Genomic DNA, 15,196 nt, shown 5'->3' with positions numbered 1-15,196 from the left:
TTCGGGGAGGATATTTGGAAAGCCAGAGAAGCATGGGTATTGTCCCTTGTTTCTGAGTGTGGGAGTCTGCCCCTAACGAGCAGATTATAGTTAGGTTTTCCATGTCAGGCGCTGCCACGCTTTTACGTGACGTATTTGGTTTCGACGGGTTCCGCCCCGGCCAGCAAGAGATCGTCGAGGCGGTAACTGCAGGCGAAAACGTGCTGGCCATCATGCCCACGGGTGGCGGCAAATCTCTTTGCTTTCAGATGCCTGCGCTGCTGCGCGATGGCGTGACGGTCGTGATCTCGCCGCTGATTGCGTTGATGCGCGATCAGGTCAGGGCCTTGCAGGAGTTGGGCGTTGGCGCAGGGGCGCTGACGTCAGGCAATACGCCAGAGGAAACCGATGCGGTTTGGGAGGGGCTGGAGGCGGGCACGCTAAAGCTGCTTTATATGGCCCCTGAACGGCTGGCGGCGGGATCTGTGATTGGCATGCTCAAGCGGGTTGGTGTGTCGCTGATCGCCGTGGATGAGGCCCATTGCGTCAGCCAGTGGGGCCATGATTTCCGCCCGGACTATCTGCGCATCGGGGAATTGCGCAGGGCCCTGAACGTGCCATTGGCGGCCTTTACGGCGACGGCAGATGCTGAAACCCAGGTCGAGATTGTTCAAAAGCTGTTTGACGGCGCGGCACCGCGTGCATTTTTGCGCGGCTTTGACCGGCCTAACATCCATCTGGCCTTTGCGGCTAAAAACTCCCCCCGTGCGCAAATTCTGAACTTCGCGGCAGCGCGCAAGGGGCAATCGGGCATTGTCTATTGCGGGACGCGCGCCAAGACCGAAGGGCTTGCCAAGGCCTTGCGCGATGAGGGGCATGTCGCCTTGCATTATCACGGCGGTATGGAGGCCGAAGACCGCCGGATTGCCGAGCGGCGTTTCCAGCAAGAAGACGGGCTGATTGTCGTTGCCACGGTTGCATTTGGCATGGGGATCGACAAGCCTGATATCAGATGGGTCGCGCATGCAGACCTGCCGAAATCGATCGAGGCATATTATCAGGAAATCGGCCGCGCAGGCCGGGACGGGTCGCCCGCCGAGACGCTGACGCTGTTCGGGTCGGATGATATTCGATTGCGCCGCAGCCAGATTGACGAAGGGATCGCGCCACCGGAACGGCGCGCGGCCGATCATGGACGTCTGAATGCGCTGTTAGGATTGGCGGAGGCGTTGGAATGTCGGCGTAAAACCTTGCTGGGGTATTTTGACGAGACCGAGATCACCTGCGGGCGGTGCGATCTATGCGATACGCCTGCGGATGTTTTTGATGGGACCACCGCGGTGCGCAAAGCGCTATCCGCCATGCTGCGCACGGATGAATGGTTTGGGTCCGGTCATCTGATCGATATTCTGCTGGGCAACGAGACGGACAAAATCCGCGAACGGGGCCATACCAGCCTGCCGACCTATGGCGTGGGCACTGAATATGACAAGCGAGAGTGGCAGGCCGTGTTCCGGCAAATGATGGGGCATGATCTGGTGCGCCCTGATGCCGAACGCCATGGCGCGCTGCGCATGACGGATGCGGCATTGCCGATCTTGCGGGGCGAAGCGCAGATTTCCTTGCGCCGCGATAGTATACGCGCGGCCGGTGCCACGCGCCGCCCTGCTGTAAAAATGCTGGTCAGCGAAGAAGACGCGCCGTTGCTGTCAGCGCTAAAAGCCAAAAGGCGCGGCTTGGCTGAGGCTGCGAAGGTGCCCGCCTATATTATCTTTAACGACCGCACCTTGATCGAAATGGCGGAAAAGCGGCCCGACAGTTTGGATGCTATGGCCCGTGTGGGCGGTGTTGGTGCCAAAAAACTGGAAAGCTACGGGCGCGCTTTTCTGGATGTGATCAACGGGACGTCCGAAGAGATGCACCCGACCCGCCGCAAACTGGCCGGGCGTGAGGCAGGCACTGTCTATGACCGCTTGCTAGAGGTGCAAGCCGAATTGACACGCGGCGCGGCTGGCACGGAAAAACCGCTAAGCTGTTCTGCGTCGCTGTTGGCCAAGGTCGCGCAGCTGCGAAATGCCGACGATACTGCCCTTGAGCGTCTGCTGGGTGACAAGCGCGCCGAAAGGTTTGGCACCGCATTTCTGGACGTTCTGAGGGAGGCGGGCTAAGTCACGGGGTGTGCCAAAAAGAGGATCACCATGCTCGTTGTAATTTCGCCTGCCAAAAAGATGAACTGGGACGCACGTGATGTGCCCATGACGACGCCGGATATGCTGGATGACGCGGCAAATTTGGTGCGCTCTGCGCGTGATCTAAGCGTGGGTGATCTGAAATCGCTGATGCATCTGAGTGATAATCTGGCCAAGCTGAACCGTGATCGTTTTGCAAGCTATCAAGACGCCCCCGATGCGGATGCCCTGCGCCCGGCAGCATTTGCATTTGCAGGCGACACCTATCAAGGCCTTGAGGCGACGAGCCTTGAAGCAGACGAGCTAACATATGCCCAAGAGCATTTGCGCATTCTTTCAGGGCTTTACGGTGTTCTACGCCCCTTGGATGGCATTCAGCCTTATCGCCTTGAAATGGGCAGCAGGCTGAAAACAGAGCGGGGCAAAAACCTGTATGAATATTGGGGGGCACAGCTTTCTCAGGCGTTGAATGAGCAGGCTGAGACGACGGGCAGCCGCGCGTTGATCAACTGTGCCAGCCAGGAGTATTTCGGCGCGGTCGACCTGAAGGCGTTAAAGCTGGACGTCATTACCCCCCAGTTCATGGAGGATAAAGGCGACGGAAAAGGCCCCAAGATCGTGAGCTTTTACGCCAAGAAAGCCCGCGGAGCGATGGCGCGGTTCGTTATTCAGAACCGCTTGAAAGATCCAGAAGCGCTGCGCGATTTCGATATCGGCGGGTATGAATGGCAAAAAGACCTGTCGACAGCTGAGAAGCCGGTATTCTTGCGGGATTATCCCGCTTCCTGATGGCTGTCTTCGAGAAGTAGCGGCACCGTGTTTTCCGGCTGATGCGCCTGAATTTTTGCGGTAATGTCAGGTTTGCGCAGCGGCTTTGTTAGGTAGTGATCTAGTCCAGCGGCCAAGATGCCTGTATCATCGCCGGTCATGGCATGTGCCGTAAGTGCTACGATAGGGCAGCGGCGGTTCGTCTTCTCTTCAAGCTTGCGAATGGCGCTGGTTGCCTCTTTGCCATCCATTTTTGGCATCGAGATATCCATAAAAATCATATCGGGTTCAAAACTCTCGAACAGCGCAACGGCTTCTTCGCCGTTGTTGGCCAGCTTTAGATCCACATCCAGATGTTGGATCATTTTGCAGAAAACAAGCTGGTTGGTTTTGTTATCTTCGGCGGCCAAGATACGCATTCTTCGTGGTTCATTCTGGCCGGTTGCGCTGAACGGGGTGCAGACCGTTGCCAATTGCGCCAGCAAGTCACTGCGCGGGATCGGTTTTTTCAGAACGGATGTGACCAGTTTACGGGCCGGATCATTATCTGCCAGTGCGGAGTTCGAACTGACGATGATAATATCGCACTGCTGGTTCCGCGCACGCAGCTGGGCGGCAAGTTCGAAACCATCCATATCGGCCATGATGTGATCGGCGAGGATAAGATCGACGTCGGGCCCGACCTGTTCCAGTGCAGCTGCCGCCGTGTCGCAGCACGTGACCTTGAGGCCCAGCTGCTCAAGCTGTTTCAGCAGGATTGAGCGGTTTATTGTTTCAGGCTCGACCACCATGATATGGCGCAAATGTCTCGGCAGGGGCGGGTGCGCCGTGTTGATCTGGCCGTCGGCCTTTAGCGGCAGTTCAAAGCCGAAGCAGGACCCAACCTGTTCTTGCGAGGTGACCCATATGTCGCCTTCCATCATCTGGATCAGCCGTTGACAGATCGCCAGACCCAAACCGGTGCCGTCAAACTTGCGATTGCGTTCATTTTCGACCTGATTAAATTCGCCAAAGATGTGGTCAATCATGGCGGGTGCGATGCCAATGCCTGTGTCTTCAATCGCGATCTTGACCATCACCTTGCCGGTTTCCGCGTCCGGTACGCCCGTGACACGCACCAGAACGTGGCCTTCGCTGGTGAACTTTACCGCGTTCCCCATAAGATTGGTCAAAACCTGCCGGATACGTCCTGGGTCGCCGATCAGATGCGTGGGCATAAACAGATCATAGTCCAACGCCAGCCCAAGCCCCTTTTCACGGGCAAGCGGTTGCAAAAGCATGATCACTTCTTGGATCGCACGCTCTAGATCAAAGGGCTCAACATGAAGGTCCAGTTTTTTAGCCTCGATTTTCGAATAATCGAGAACATCATTGATAATGACGAGCAGCGCCTCGCCCGAGTTTTTGATCGTATCGACGTACAATTGCTGGTCTTCGGTCAGTTCGGTGTCGCGCAAAACATCGGCCATGCCCACCACACCGTTCATGGGCGTTCTGATTTCGTGGCTCATATTGGCCAAGAACGCCGATTTTGCGCGGCTGGCGCTTTCTGCAATCGCACGTGCCTCTTGCAGTTGTCGCTCGTATTCCACCGTCGCGGTAATATCGAGCCCGAGGGAAACCATGTCGCCGCTCGGCCCGCGCTGATCAACAAGCTTGATGTGCCGACCATTCCACAATTGTATCACCGTGGGTTCCGGGTCGGAATCGTGCAGCCGCTCTGTCATCAGACGTCGCCAGTTCTTGGTCGACAGATCGCCGGTATTCACGATCCCTTCTTCGGTCAGCACTTGCAGGATGGTCACGTAATTGACACCAGGGCTGATCAGTTCAAGCCCGTCAAAGATCGCAAGATAAGACCGGTTGGCCATGATCAGTTCGTTGTTTACGCTAAATAATGCAAAACCGTCTTTGATCGTTTCAATTGATTGCCACAGCCTGCGTTCCGTCAGTTCGATCTTTTCGCGTGCAGCATTCAGATCGGATTTCACCCGCTGGTTTTCACCGCGAATATTCTCAACTTCGGCACGGGTTTCCACAATTTCATCGGACAGTTTCTGCGCGTGCAGACCCAGCTTGCGATTGGCGGCAAATAGCTCGGCCTGTTTCAGCTCAAGCATCCGCTCCGCTGCAAGACGTCCGCGCCGTTCCTGCGTCAGCTTGTCTGCCAGGTTCATGCCCCGCTCCGAATCCGTGATGTTCTGGTTGCTGACAGACATTCAGCGAACGAGGTGAACAACTGTTTAAGACCTGCGCGGATGCGTGCGGTTTTGCGTTAGGATCGCCGCCCTTCGCGCAGCCACGCCGCGATGATCAGTGCCGCGCTAAGCAACAGGACAAGCCAAGCGGGCAGGATCGGGGTTTGCCGCACATCACGAGTCTCATACGCGTCGCGCGGGGTCAGGCCGATCCATCCGCGCCCCGCGGCGGGGCGTCCGGCCCTTACCTCGCGAATACGGGGCAGGCCGTCTTCGATGCGGGCCACCCCGCCGCGCATTGCGGCCAGTACCGGTGCCATGGTTTCACCGCTTGCAATCGTATCAACGAATTCACGTGGCGCGGCGGGGCCAAGGCCGATCACGCTGACCTGATCGCCGTTCTCAAGGCGGTACAGCCCAATCTCTGGCCCCTCGAACATCCCTTCGAATACACCGGGGGCAGTTTCAGTTAGCCGGATTTCGACAGTGGATCCATCAGGGGCAGTGATTGTCACGGGGGGCACGGTGTCGCCCAATGTTCTGCGGATGATCCGCATGGTTTGACCCTCGGCAGTGGCGGTCAGCGCTTCTTCCTCAAGTTCGGGTTCTTTCATCATCCAATGGGCAAGACGGCGCAGCAGTTCTAGCTGCGGCCCGCCCCCCTCATACCCACGGTTCCAAAGCCACGCGTGATCAGAGGCAAGCAGCGCCACACGGCCTTTTTCTACCCGGTCCAAAATCAGCAAGGGGCGGTCATCTTGACCGGTCATTACAACCGACCCTTTCGGGTTGGTGACGTCAATCTGGCGCAGCCAGCGGCCCCAATCGCCGTTTCCAGGCAGGTTGGCCGTCACGGGATGCCGATCACCCAGATCGGACACGAGGGGCAGAAACGGTTCTTCGATCACACGGGCCGACGGGGTCGCGGGCAGAACTGCGCCAAGGGGCGACCGGAACAGGCTGTCGGCGCTTGCAAAGTCACGCCCTGCGGCCACCAGAACGGCACCGCCTTGGCGCACATAATTGGCTACGTTTTCCAGATACAGCCCCGGTAAGATGCCGCGCCGCTTGTAGCGATCAAAGATGATCAGATCAAAATCATCGATCTTTTCCATGAACAATTCGCGGGTCGGGAACGCGATCAAAGACAGCTCATCAACCGGCACGCCGTCTTGCTTTTCCGGGGGGCGCAGGATGGTGAAATGCACCAGATCGACAGAGCTGTCGGATTTCAACAGGTTGCGCCATGTCCGCCCGCCGGGATGGGGTTCGCCACTGACGAGCAGAACACGCAGGCGGTCACGGACACCGTTCATCTGGATAAGCGCCGCGTTATTGCGGTCGGTCAGTTCCCCGTCCGCTTCGGGCAGGGAAAACCGGATCACGTTCCGCCCGCCATGGGGCAGCGTGACGGGCAGGTCGAGGTCTTGACCAATGGGTACGCGAAACGACTGCGGCTCTTGGGCGTCAACGGATATGTCCAGCTGTGCAAGGCCGCCCAAATCGGGGGCCGCGCCCAGATCATCAATCCGCAAGGTCAGGGTGACCGGTTCGCCAATGATCGCAAAGGCAGGCGCGTTGCGCACGGTCAGGCGGCGATCCCAGTCGGTTTCCTTGCCAGTCATCAGCAGATGCAACGGGGCCGGCAGATCAACGGGCAGGTCGGCATCGTGAATGCGGCCATCGCTGACCGCCAGAATGCCGGCGATCCGGGCGCGGGGTTCTTCGGCCAAAGCGTCCGCAAGCGCGGTCATCAGCTGCGTGCCAGTATCGCTGGGGCCGTCGGGGATCTGAACGCGGCGTAATTCGGTGTTGTCACGCGCTGTGATCGTCGCGGCCAAGGCGTCGGCGGCCTGCGTGCTTTGCTCTTCGCGCCCGCCTAGCTTTTGGCTGGCGCTGTTGTCTTCCAACATGATCACGATGTCGCTCAGCGGCGCACGGTCTTCTTGTTGGAAGGACGGGCCAGACAGCGCTGCAAGCACGACCAACATGGCCAGCCCGCGCAAGACCCAGCCCTGCAACCCGCGCATCACGGCCAAGATCACCGCAGCAAGGGCGATCACACCAACCACGGCCAGCAACGCCATCGAAATCATTGGGTGAAAAACGATGGTTGAGGTCATTGGCCCAGCCGATCCAACAGCGCAGGCACGTGAACCTGATCCGATTTATAATTGCCGGTCAGCACATGCATGACCAGATTGACGCCAAAGCGATAGGCCAGTTCGCGCTGCCGTTCGCCGCCAAAACCACGGCCCACAGGCACCATCGGCGCGCCGTTGGACGAAACCGCCCAAGCTGCGGCCCAATCATTGCCGCCGATCACAACCGGTGTGACGCCGTCATTCAAGTTGCGAAAGGGCATACCTTCGACCTGTTCGGCATCGGGTGGCGACGCTTCGACCCAGATATCGCGCCCTGCGTAGCGGCCCGGAAAATCCTGTAGCAGATAAAAGGTGCGGGTCAGCACATGGTCAGTGGGCATCGGTTCAAGCGGGGGAATATCCAGCGGTGCCGCAAGGTCTTGCAGCTTGCGACCGTTCGCGCTGGCCCCACCGTAGCCCGAAATATCAGCGTCACGGGTATCGAACAGGATCAGCCCGCCAGACCGCAGATAGGCATTTAGTTTCGCATAGGCCTCGCCTGACGGTCGGGGTTGATCGGGTGTGATCGGCCAATACAACATCGGGAAAAACGCCAGCTCGTCAGTCTCAAGGTTCACGCCGATGGGGTTCGCGGGTTCAACCGATGTGCGGAAAAACAAGGTATCGGAAAGCCCCCGCAATCCTGCCTCCGACAGCTCATCAACAGGCGTGTTTCCGGTGATGACATAGGCCAGCGTCATTTCCGCCGTGGCGTTCAGGGCAAAGTCATCTGCTGATTGTGCATCAACCGGGGCCGGGAATTGCATCATGGGAACCAAGAGGATCGCCGCAAGATGGCTGCGTTTCAACAAGCGTCCCGACAGGGCCAAGGATGCGATCACATCGGCCAGCAGTAGCAAAATTGATAGGCTGAGCAGCCAACCTGCCAGCGGCATTTCGGGCGCGACGTACAGGCCATGCACGGGCACATCGGCGGGCCAAGTGGTCGCTGTCAGCTGCATATCGTCAGTGACCACATTGCGGGCGATCCGGCGGTCGCCTGACGCATAGATGCCCGGCCGCAGCGCGGGGCCAGCGGCGGCTGATGCCAGATCAGCGCCATCAACACCGGGCAGGTTGCCGGCGTCTTTGAGCTGGCCAAACCCATCCATGATGCGCAGCGGCGTCCATGTCGTGCCCTGCAAATCCTGTGCCTCAACCGACGCGGCAGAGGAGGAGATCGCCAGCCGTTCCATCATCTGAACGAACACGCCGGACAGGGGCAAGGTTGACCATTCTGCGGTTGCAGTGACGTGGAACAAGACGACTTGACCCTGACCCAGTGCCTTGCGTGTCACCAGCGGTGTCCCATCGCTAAGCGATGCAATGACCCGGTCGGCAAGGGTCGGGTCGGGCTGGGCGACGACTTGGGCAGAAACGACCACATCGTCGGGGATATCTAACCCAAAGAAGGGCGAGGTTTCGCGGAAGCTATCCAGCGATTTCGGCTCTCCCCAGCTCATGGCACCGCCGACGCTGCGGCCTCCGGCGCGCAGGCGCACGGGCATTAGCGGGTCTTCGGTGTCGCGGGAAATATCGCTGGCGGCAATGCGCGGTCCCGCAAAACGCACCAACATGCCCCCGGCCTCGATCCATTCTTGCAGGGGCGCTTGTTCAGCCTCGGACAGGGTCGCGATGTCGGCCAGTACGATCACATCGGGGTTGGCGGGCAGAACATCGGCAAGGGACCCGTCAATAATATCTGCGGTCGGAGCAAGGGCGCGTTCGATGTAGTGTAGGGGCGATAGCAGCTCTAGCCCCTCGCGGTTTTCACGGCCGGCAATCAGGGCGACCTCGCGGCGGCGCAATCCGTCGTCTACCAGCGTCGTCGCCCCGGCTGACCGCTGCCCTGCGATATCAAAGCGCGTGATCCGGGCGCGCAGTTCGGCTGGTAAGGACAACGCGGCAGAGGCTTCGGTTGCACCATCATCGAACTGGGCGGGCACAGTGGCAAGGATGCGGGCGTTCCCCGCCGGATCGCGGCCTTGGGCGTTCAGCGTAACTTCGCGGGCGGGACCCACGATGGCACGTTTGACGGTCAGGGTGATGGCACCGTCCTTATAGCTGGCGGGGGCCATCGCCAGCACGTTTGCACCGGTTTGATAGACGTCGACCGACCCTTGATTTTGAAGCGCGTCCAGCATGGGGCGGCGGCTTGTGTAATCCAGACCGTCACTGAACCAAAGCGTGTCAAAGCCGTCCAATGTCTCGGTAATCTCAATCGCGCGGATCACATCAGTGTCTGATGGCTGCCAGGGGGCGGGCTGCAAACCCGCAAGTCGCGTGCGCCACACATCTGCGGATTGGAATGCGGGTTCCTCGGGGCGGGTGAGGGTCAGAAAACCCACTGTCCGGTTGGCGCGGGCGGCGCGGGTCAGTTGCGCGTCGATGACTTGCGACTGTTGCTGCCAACGGGTTGCCCCGGCCCATGACCCATCCAGCACAATCAGCAATGGGCCAGAGCCGTCTGCCTGTTGGTCTTGTGGGTTCAAAACGGGGCCAGCCAGCCCGATGATAATCGCGGCAACGGCCAGCATGCGTAACAGCAGCAACCACCACGGGGTCCGGTCAGAAACGCTTTCGTCGTCGGTCAGGCCCAACAGCAACGCAACACCGGGAAAACGTTGGCGGATCGGTGCGGGGGGAACAGCGCGCAGGATCAGCCAAAGAATGGGCAGCGTAATGAGCCCCAGCAAAAGCCATGGTGCCGAAAACCCGATGCCGCCTAAAACCGTCATGCTGCCGCCCCCGCGCGCGTATCCAGCGCCGAATACAGCCATAACAGGGCCGATTGGGCAGAGGCGTTTGTATGGTGCAGGCCATAGTGCCAACCCGTCAACGCGCACAGGCGCTGAAGTTCGGCTTTGCGTTCGGCAAGGCGTTCAAGATAGCGGGATTTCAGATCGCTGGCTTTTAATGTCTCGTGACGCAGCGTGCCGCCAACGCTTTCAAATATGGTTCTGCCGGAAAACGGGAATGCTTCCTCGGACGGGTCCAGTAGGTGGCATAACACCCCCCGAACACCCCGGTCAGCGGCCTTGGTTAGCGCAAGGGTGATCCCGTCAAGATCGCCCATGAAATCTGAGATAAACACGGCACGCGCATGGGGGATCATTGCGCGGTGTTCGGGCGGGGCATAATCGTCGGCATCGTCTTGCGACAGCATCTCGGCCAACCGCAACAACTGCGGCCTGCCGGAGCGTGGCGGCAAGGCGGTTCCTGTCAGTCCGACGCGTTCACCGCCGCGCTGCAACAGGATCGCGATAGCGAGGCCCAGCAACCGTGCGCGGTCCGCTTTTTGGGGCAGGTTCGGGTTCGACGAAAAGCGCATCGATGCCCCTTGATCGACCCACAACATGACCGATTGCGCGATTTGCCATTCGTGTTCGCGCACGAATTCCTGATCGCCCCGTGCGGAACGACGGTGATCAATGCGGCGGCGACTGTCGCCTGTCTGCGCAGGACGGTATTGCCAAAAATCATCTCCACCGCCCGCGCGCCGTCGTCCGTGCGACCCCAGCAAGACAGCACCGGCCAAGTGTTCCGCCCGCGCCAAGAGATCAGGAAACCGCGCGGCCTGTTCTTCGGCCTTTGCGCGAAGGGATACAGGGGTGATCACGCTGCGGCCTTTTTACCGGTCAGGCTGGCCGCGGTGCTGTCGATCAGATCGTTCAGGCTGTCGCCACGTGCGCGCGCGGCAAAGTTCAACGCCATACGGTGGCTCAGGACCGGGCGGGCCATATCAATTACGTCTTCGGCGGAGGGGGCCAAACGCCCTTGCAACAAGGCGCGGGCACGTACCGTCAGCATCAACGCTTGTGCCGCGCGGGGACCGGGGCCCCAAGCGACGGTCTCGCGCACACGGGGGCTTGCGTCGGCCTCGTCCGGGCGGAAGGCGCGGACCAGATCAAGGATCAATTCCACCACGCTGTCACCGACAGGCATGCGGCGTAGCAACGCTTGCGCGGCCAAAAGCTCCTCTGCGGTAAACACTTGAGTCGCCTGTGCATCGCCCTCGCCGGTTGTGGCCAGCAAAATTTCACGCTCGGTCTTGCGATCGGGATAGGCGACGTCGATCTGCACAAGGAAACGGTCAAGCTGTGCCTCGGGCAGGGGATAGGTGCCTTCTTGCTCGATTGGGTTTTGCGTGGCCAAAACATGAAAAGGCGCGCCAAGCGGGCGGTCTTGGCCTGCGACGGTCACGGTTTTTTCCTGCATCGCTTGCAGCAAAGCCGATTGCGTGCGTGGCGAGGCGCGGTTGATTTCGTCGGCCATCAGCAATTGGCAGAATATCGGCCCCTCGATGAAACGGAACGCGCGGCTGCCGTCGGCGGCGGTATCCAACACCTCGGACCCCAGAATATCTGCGGGCATCAGATCGGGTGTGAACTGCACGCGATTGCCATCCAGACCCATCACAGTGCTTAGGGTTTCGACCAGACGCGTTTTGCCGAGACCCGGCAACCCGATCAGCAAACCGTGGCCGCCGCACAGCAGTGCTGCCAATGTCAGGTCGACAACGCGTTCCTGTCCGATAAAACGATTAGTAATCGACGCTTTGGCCTGTGCCAGCTTGTCGCCGAGTGCTTCAATATCTGCTACCATATCGCTGGCTTCGGTCATGACTTTTGCGTCCTCTGATTTATATAGGTTAGATGTAAGTGTATCTTGTGAACTGGAAATGGCAAAAGCAATGAGTGGACAAAAAACCGTGACTCCAACAGCGACGGACCTTGCTGCGTCTGTTTCTGCCGCAAAAACACGCGGATTGCCGCCGGTAGAAAGCTGGAACCCGCCGTTTTGCGGTGACATCGACATGGAGATCAAGCGCGACGGTACGTGGTTTCACGAGGGCACGCCCATTGGACGGCGCGGTTTGGTCAAGCTGTTTGCGTCAATTTTGATACGTGAGGGCGATAAATACTTTCTGGTTACGCCCGTGGAAAAGGTTGGGATTCGCGTCGAAGATGCGCCATTCGTTGCCATTGATTTCGAGGTTGAAGGCGAAGGACGCGAACAGAAGATTACCTTTCAGACCAACCTTGATGACATCGCGACCGCTGGTGAGGCTCTGCCGATCCGTGTTGTGCGCGATTCCGAGACCGGAGAGCCATCGCCCTATGTCCGTGTGCGCCGCAATCTAGAGGCGCTGATAGATCGCAAAAGCTTTTACCGGCTTGTGGATCTGGGTGAACATCACGACGGCTGGTTTGGCGTTTGGTCGAGCGGGCAGTTTTTCGGGCTTATCCCCTCAAGCGAATTACCTGAATAGCCGCACGTCGCGTTTGCCTTTCCGTGGGGTTTTGCTAACAAAGGCGGATGCAACATAAAGCGAGCCTTAGACGCATGAAACCTGCCGCGAATTTAAGCCTTTTGTGGCAAGAGTTGCCTTATCTGGATCGGTTCTACGCTGCGGCGCAGGCGGGGTTTAAGGCGGTCGAGGTGCTCTTTCCTTATGACGTGCCAGTGGCCGATACCAAAGCTGCCTGTGCAGCCAATGGATTGGAGCTGATCTTGATCAATGCGCCGCCGTTGGCCCCCGCCGGGCAGCCGCGTGGGTTCGCAGCAGTGCCTGAGTATGTCCAGACGTTTCGCAAGGATATGGTACGCGCTTTTCGCTATGCCGAGGCGCTTGATGCGCGGTTTGTGCATGTGATGGCTGGCAATGCCCAAGGGGACGCGGCGTTTGAAACATTTTGCCGAAATCTGGTCTGGGCAGCGAAATCCGCGCCCGACGGCCTGACGCTGACAATCGAGCCGTTAAATCCTGTGGCGATGCCGGGTTATTTTTTGAACGACTATGGGTTGGCCAAACGGGTGCTTGATGAAGTCTCGGCTAAGAATGTCGGCCTGCAATATGACAGCTACCATGCGCAGATGATCCATGGTGATGCGATTGAAACCTTTGAAACCTATCGCTCTGATATTGTGCATGTCCAGATCGGTGACAGCCCGGATCGGGGCACGCCCGGAAGCGGTGATATCGATTTTGCGGGTCTGTTTACGGCGATGGCGGGCGTGGGCTATGATGGCTGGATCAGTGGGGAGTACACCCCAGGCCCCAAGACCGAAGACAGCCTGAACTGGATGAAAATGCTATGATACCGGCAAGATTTGCACCCGTCGTTTTCGGATTTATCCTTTCGGGGCTCATGTCCCTTATCGTCTCGGGGATCGCGATCATGCGCACGGCGGGGCTGGCAGAGGGATCATTTGGCTTGTGGATCGGTGCGTGGATCACCAGCTGGCTGGTGGCTTTCCCCACTGTTTTGGTCGTGGCCCCCATAACGCGGCGCATCGTCGCGAAATTGATCAAGGACGGGCCTGCCTAAGATGCGAGAGGCCACAGCTCCCAGAATGCTGCGGCCCCTTACTACAAGTGCCCAGATGGATCAGGCTTGTGCTGGTTCTTCCTCATAGGCCAGTTCGTGATCGCCAAGGTCCATGACATCTTCGCCCGATCTGTCCCACTCTGCCCGGTCTGCATCTGTCGCACGGGGCGAGAACAGGCCCGTCAGCGCGTAAAACACGCCGATCAACGGGGCAGTCCAGCATGCAAAAGCAAGCGGGATGTACAGAAGGTTGGTCAGATTGCCATCCATCACCCCAAGCCCAAGTGCCGAGATCACAAATGCACCCCCAGCGTTCCATGGGATAAGCGGGCTCATCAGCGTGCCGCCTTCTTCTACGGCGCGGCTAAGGTTCAGGGTCGAATACCCCATCCCACGGTATAGCGGCGCATACATGCGGCCGGGCAGCGCGATCGAGATATAGGGATCGCCCGCAACCATATTGGTCGCAAATGCCGTCCCAATGGCAGAGCTTTGGACCGCGCCGAAAGTCTTCACGCGGCTGACAATTGCCATGATAATCGCCTCAAGGCAGCCGGTGCGTTCAAGCGCCCCGCCAAAACCAAGCGCGATCAGCATCAGTGAAATTGTCCACATCATCGACTGAATGCCGCCCGCGTTTAGCAGGCTATCGATGTCAGCGATGCCGGTATCAATCGAATACCCTGATTGGGCAAAGGCAAATACGTCGTGGACGCCCGCGCCTTGCCAGAAAATCGCGATCAAAGCGCCGGCAAGAACACCGGCGAACAACGACGGAAGGGGCGGCTGTTTCATTAAGGCCAAGACAATGACAATCAAAGCGGGGATCAGGGGAACGACACCCAGATTAAACCGTGCATCCAACCCCGATGTAATTTGCTGAATGCTGGTAACGTCGCCAGCCGAGCCATCGATCAACATAAAACCGACTGAGATATAGATCACCAGCGCGATGACCATGGCTGGGATCGTGGTGGGTAACATGTTCTTAATGTGGTCGAACACATTCGTGCCGGTGACCGCAGGTGCCAAGTTTGTGGTGTCAGACAGCGGCGAGATTTTATCGCCGAAGAACGCGCCCGAGACGACGGCACCGGCTGTCCAATAGGCCGGAATACCAAAACCCGCGCCAATGCCCATCAGCGCCAAGCCGATGGTCCCGACCGTGCCCCAGCTTGTCCCCAATGAGAGCGAGACAACGGCGCAAAGGATCATCGCCGCTGCCAGAAATATCGACGGGCTCAGCAATGTAAGGCCATAGTAGATAAGCGTGGGAACAGTGCCTGATGCGATCCAAACGCCGATGATCATGCCGACAACGATCAAGACGGCCAAGGATGGCAAGGAAACATGGATCACGTGAAACACGCCCTCGCGTATGTCCATCCATTTTTGCCCGCGCATGACCCCCAGCAGTGACGTAATGGCAAGGCCGATGATCAATGGGATGTGGGGGGTGAAGTCACCGTAATAAAAAAGCTGAAGCGCCAAAAGGCCCAAGGTTAAGACAACCGGTAACAGCGCCAAAGGCAGTGATGGTAGATTTTTTGTGTCCATTGTTCCCTCGTATTATTATTGGCGGCGCT

11 protein-coding genes are annotated in these 15,196 nt (G+C 58.7%); 5 read left to right on the top strand and 6 right to left on the bottom strand.

All coding sequences use genetic code 11. The features are described 5' to 3' along the window. Window positions 1–101: 101 nt before the first annotated feature. Together recQ and yaaA are read left to right on the top strand one after the other, a co-directional pair. Window positions 102–2,147, top strand: coding sequence for a DNA helicase RecQ (gene recQ, locus AADJ11_RS00830; protein WP_341232670.1), 2,046 nt, complete (start codon window positions 102–104; stop codon window positions 2,145–2,147). A 30-nt stretch (window positions 2,148–2,177) separates the two neighbouring features. Beyond that, on the top strand, window positions 2,178–2,957 hold the full coding sequence (yaaA, locus tag AADJ11_RS00825; RefSeq protein ID WP_341232669.1) for a peroxide stress protein YaaA: 780 nt from the start codon (window positions 2,178–2,180) through the stop codon (window positions 2,955–2,957). Here yaaA and AADJ11_RS00820 read toward each other — a convergent pair. The 5 genes from AADJ11_RS00820 to AADJ11_RS00800 form a co-directional block, all read right to left on the bottom strand. Beyond that, window positions 2,942–5,113 (bottom strand): response regulator, encoded by a 2,172-nt coding sequence (locus tag AADJ11_RS00820; RefSeq protein WP_341232668.1) that lies wholly within the window; start codon window positions 5,111–5,113, stop codon window positions 2,942–2,944. The two genes, yaaA and AADJ11_RS00820, sit on opposite strands and share 16 nt — an antisense overlap. 98 nt (window positions 5,114–5,211) lie before the next feature. Next, window positions 5,212–7,257, bottom strand: a complete 2,046-nt coding sequence (locus tag AADJ11_RS00815) for a hypothetical protein (RefSeq protein WP_341232667.1) — start codon at window positions 7,255–7,257, stop codon at window positions 5,212–5,214. Beyond that, entirely contained in the window at window positions 7,254–10,016 is a 2,763-nt protein-coding gene (locus AADJ11_RS00810; RefSeq protein ID WP_341232666.1) for a DUF4159 domain-containing protein, read from the bottom strand. The genes AADJ11_RS00815 and AADJ11_RS00810 overlap by 4 nt, the downstream gene beginning before the upstream one ends. Then, on the bottom strand, window positions 10,013–10,897 hold the full coding sequence (locus AADJ11_RS00805) for a DUF58 domain-containing protein (protein WP_341232665.1): 885 nt from the start codon (window positions 10,895–10,897) through the stop codon (window positions 10,013–10,015). Before AADJ11_RS00805 ends, AADJ11_RS00810 begins: the two co-directional genes overlap by 4 nt. After that, on the bottom strand, window positions 10,894–11,901 hold the full coding sequence (locus AADJ11_RS00800; protein WP_341232664.1) for a MoxR family ATPase: 1,008 nt from the start codon (window positions 11,899–11,901) through the stop codon (window positions 10,894–10,896). The genes AADJ11_RS00805 and AADJ11_RS00800 overlap by 4 nt, the downstream gene beginning before the upstream one ends. Window positions 11,902–11,971: 70 nt before the next feature. Here AADJ11_RS00800 and AADJ11_RS00795 point away from each other — a divergent pair, with 70 nt between their 5' ends. The 3 genes from AADJ11_RS00795 to AADJ11_RS00785 all read left to right on the top strand — a co-directional run bounded on the left by AADJ11_RS00795 (window position 11,972) and on the right by AADJ11_RS00785 (window position 13,610). Beyond that, complete coding sequence (locus AADJ11_RS00795; protein WP_341232663.1) at window positions 11,972–12,550, top strand: DUF1285 domain-containing protein; 579 nt, start codon at window positions 11,972–11,974, stop codon at window positions 12,548–12,550. 74 nt (window positions 12,551–12,624) lie between these two features. Further along, window positions 12,625–13,380, top strand: a complete 756-nt coding sequence (locus tag AADJ11_RS00790; protein ID WP_341233636.1) for a TIM barrel protein — start codon at window positions 12,625–12,627, stop codon at window positions 13,378–13,380. Further along, window positions 13,377–13,610 (top strand): DUF2798 domain-containing protein, encoded by a 234-nt coding sequence (locus AADJ11_RS00785; protein ID WP_341232662.1) that lies wholly within the window; start codon window positions 13,377–13,379, stop codon window positions 13,608–13,610. The genes AADJ11_RS00790 and AADJ11_RS00785 overlap by 4 nt, the downstream gene beginning before the upstream one ends. Before the next feature lie 60 nt (window positions 13,611–13,670). Here AADJ11_RS00785 and nhaC read toward each other — a convergent pair whose 3' ends face one another. Further along, complete coding sequence (gene nhaC / locus AADJ11_RS00780) at window positions 13,671–15,167, bottom strand: Na+/H+ antiporter NhaC (protein ID WP_341232661.1); 1,497 nt, start codon at window positions 15,165–15,167, stop codon at window positions 13,671–13,673. Between the last annotated feature and the right edge of the window lie 29 nt (window positions 15,168–15,196).

The sequence above is a fragment of the uncultured Sulfitobacter sp. genome, assembly GCF_964021855.1.
Taxonomy (GTDB): Bacteria; Pseudomonadota; Alphaproteobacteria; order Rhodobacterales; family Rhodobacteraceae; genus Sulfitobacter.
Note: the sequence above shows the minus strand (reverse complement) of the source record. Positions and strands in the feature narration are given on the sequence as shown.

Bases quoted from the DNA above. Each gene is read 5' to 3' on its own strand.
- recQ (WP_341232670.1), top strand. From the start codon at position 102: ATGTCAGGCGCTGCCACGCTTTTACGTGACGTATTTGGTTTCGACGGG.
- AADJ11_RS00800 (WP_341232664.1), bottom strand. From the start codon at position 11,901: ATGACCGAAGCCAGCGATATGGTAGCAGATATTGAAGCACTCGGCGAC.
- AADJ11_RS00790 (WP_341233636.1), top strand. From the start codon at position 12,625: ATGAAACCTGCCGCGAATTTAAGCCTTTTGTGGCAAGAGTTGCCTTAT.
- AADJ11_RS00795 (WP_341232663.1), top strand. From the start codon at position 11,972: ATGAGTGGACAAAAAACCGTGACTCCAACAGCGACGGACCTTGCTGCG.
- AADJ11_RS00815 (WP_341232667.1), bottom strand. From the start codon at position 7,257: ATGACCTCAACCATCGTTTTTCACCCAATGATTTCGATGGCGTTGCTG.
- AADJ11_RS00810 (WP_341232666.1), bottom strand. From the start codon at position 10,016: ATGACGGTTTTAGGCGGCATCGGGTTTTCGGCACCATGGCTTTTGCTG.
- nhaC (WP_341232661.1), bottom strand. From the start codon at position 15,167: ATGGACACAAAAAATCTACCATCACTGCCTTTGGCGCTGTTACCGGTT.
- AADJ11_RS00820 (WP_341232668.1), bottom strand. From the start codon at position 5,113: ATGAACCTGGCAGACAAGCTGACGCAGGAACGGCGCGGACGTCTTGCA.
- AADJ11_RS00785 (WP_341232662.1), top strand. From the start codon at position 13,377: ATGATACCGGCAAGATTTGCACCCGTCGTTTTCGGATTTATCCTTTCG.
- yaaA (WP_341232669.1), top strand. From the start codon at position 2,178: ATGCTCGTTGTAATTTCGCCTGCCAAAAAGATGAACTGGGACGCACGT.